The 1,460-nt window shown below is 65.8% G+C and carries 2 protein-coding genes and 1 pseudogene; all 3 read right to left on the bottom strand.

Translation table 11 applies throughout. The annotated features are described in order from the left end of the window. Positions 1-243 precede the first annotated feature (243 nt). A complete protein-coding gene (locus A8G08_RS28520) occupies positions 244-588 on the bottom strand; it encodes a response regulator transcription factor (protein WP_157108728.1) in 345 nt (114 codons plus the stop codon). Positions 589-887: 299 nt separating this feature from the next. After that, positions 888-1,181 carry a DDE-type integrase/transposase/recombinase gene (locus tag A8G08_RS28515; protein ID WP_425394591.1) on the bottom strand — a complete coding sequence of 98 codons (294 nt, stop codon included), beginning with the start codon at positions 1,179-1,181 and terminating at the stop codon, positions 888-890. 81 nt (positions 1,182-1,262) lie between these two features. Next, positions 1,263-1,460: pseudogene (locus tag A8G08_RS28510) on the bottom strand (hypothetical protein); the annotation flags it as partial.

Raw genomic sequence — 1,460 nt, 5'->3', positions numbered from 1 at the left:
CCGAGCAAGGGGTCAACCTCGCCGCGATCGCCCGCATCCTCGACCTCGAAGACGCCAACACCGAACTGCGCGACACCAACACCGCCCTCACCTCCGAACGCGACCGGCTCCGCGATGACCAAGACCCACGCTGACCACCTGGTTGGCGTGGGCCGGTCAGCCTGCGAAGTTGGAGCGCAGGTTCGGAGTCGATGAGCTCACGAACGGGGTGCCGATGGAGGTGGTGGGGCTGTTCTACTGTGGTCATCTCGTCGACGACCTGAGGTTTGCGTGCCGGAGGTGATCGCAGGTCGCGTAACCGCTGCCGCCGTCGGTCCGGCCCCGGTGGTGATCAGTAGGTCGGCGTGCCCGGCGATCTGCGCCAGATGATGGACGACGGACCCGGCGTCGGCGATCTGTGTCGGAAGGGTATGGCGTGACCAACGCGATCAACGCCTGGCGGGTGCTGACACCGGTGCGTTGGGATGCGCGGAATAGGTGACCCTCGACGGTGCGAACCGACATGGTCAATCGTTCGGCGATCTCCCGGTTCGACATTCCATGTCCGGCGAGGGTGATGATCTCGCGTTGCCGCGCAATGAGCGGCACGGGACAGTAATTTGCGCGCAAAGCCGGTGTGTCGGCACAGGTTTCATCTGCTGGGCGGTTCGCGAACGCTGCCGCGGTGAGCGCCGCACCGCGGCGCCCCTGCCCGCGGTACACAACGGCGGCCTGCAGCGGCGTCGGCGGCGGCGATTCGGTCGCCGAAGTCTTCGTAGGCGCGGGCGGCCGAGAACAGGACCTCTGCGTTGTTGTCACGTAGGGCGGCAGCGTGCGCTGCCGCCGCCACAACGCGGGGGCCTTGCACAACGGTGGTGAGTTCCGCGAGCCGGTCCGCGCCGGCCGGATCACCGAACTGTGCCGCGGTTTGCAGGTACAGGACTTCGCGTGCCGGGCTTGTTCAGATACTTCGATCGCCGGTGCTCGACCGATCCCAGCAACTCGCGGTGCGCCACCTGGTAGCTGCCCAGCTTGTCGGTGACGATCACGCGCGGTACATACTCCAGACCTTTGAGCAGCTTGCGGAAGAACCGTTGGCCGCCACCGCGTTTCGGCGGGACTGGACCAGAATATCGAGTACGTTGCCGTGCTGGCGCTGTGCGCCGCAGGTAATGCTGTGTGCTGTTGATCCGGAGGAACACCTCGTCCAGATGCCACTTGTCGCCGGGCCGTGGGCGCCGTCGGCGCAACCGGTTGGCGTATTCCTGCCCGAACTCGGCACATCACCGCCGGATCGTCTCGTAGCTGACCACGACACCGCGTTCGAGCATGAGTTCCTCGATCTCACGGAAGCTGAGCGGGAACCGGAAGTACACCACGCACAGTGGTTGATGATCGCGGGCGGGTAGCGGTGGCCCTTGTACGACGGCATCGCGGTGCTCACCCACCGATTCTCCCAGTTGCCGCGAGCTCAGCAACGT

The sequence above is a fragment of the Aldersonia kunmingensis genome, from assembly GCF_001646865.1.
Classification (GTDB): Bacteria; Actinomycetota; Actinomycetes; order Mycobacteriales; family Mycobacteriaceae; genus Aldersonia; species Aldersonia kunmingensis.
The sequence above is the reverse complement of the archived record's forward strand: the minus strand, read 5'-3'. Positions and strand labels throughout refer to the sequence as shown.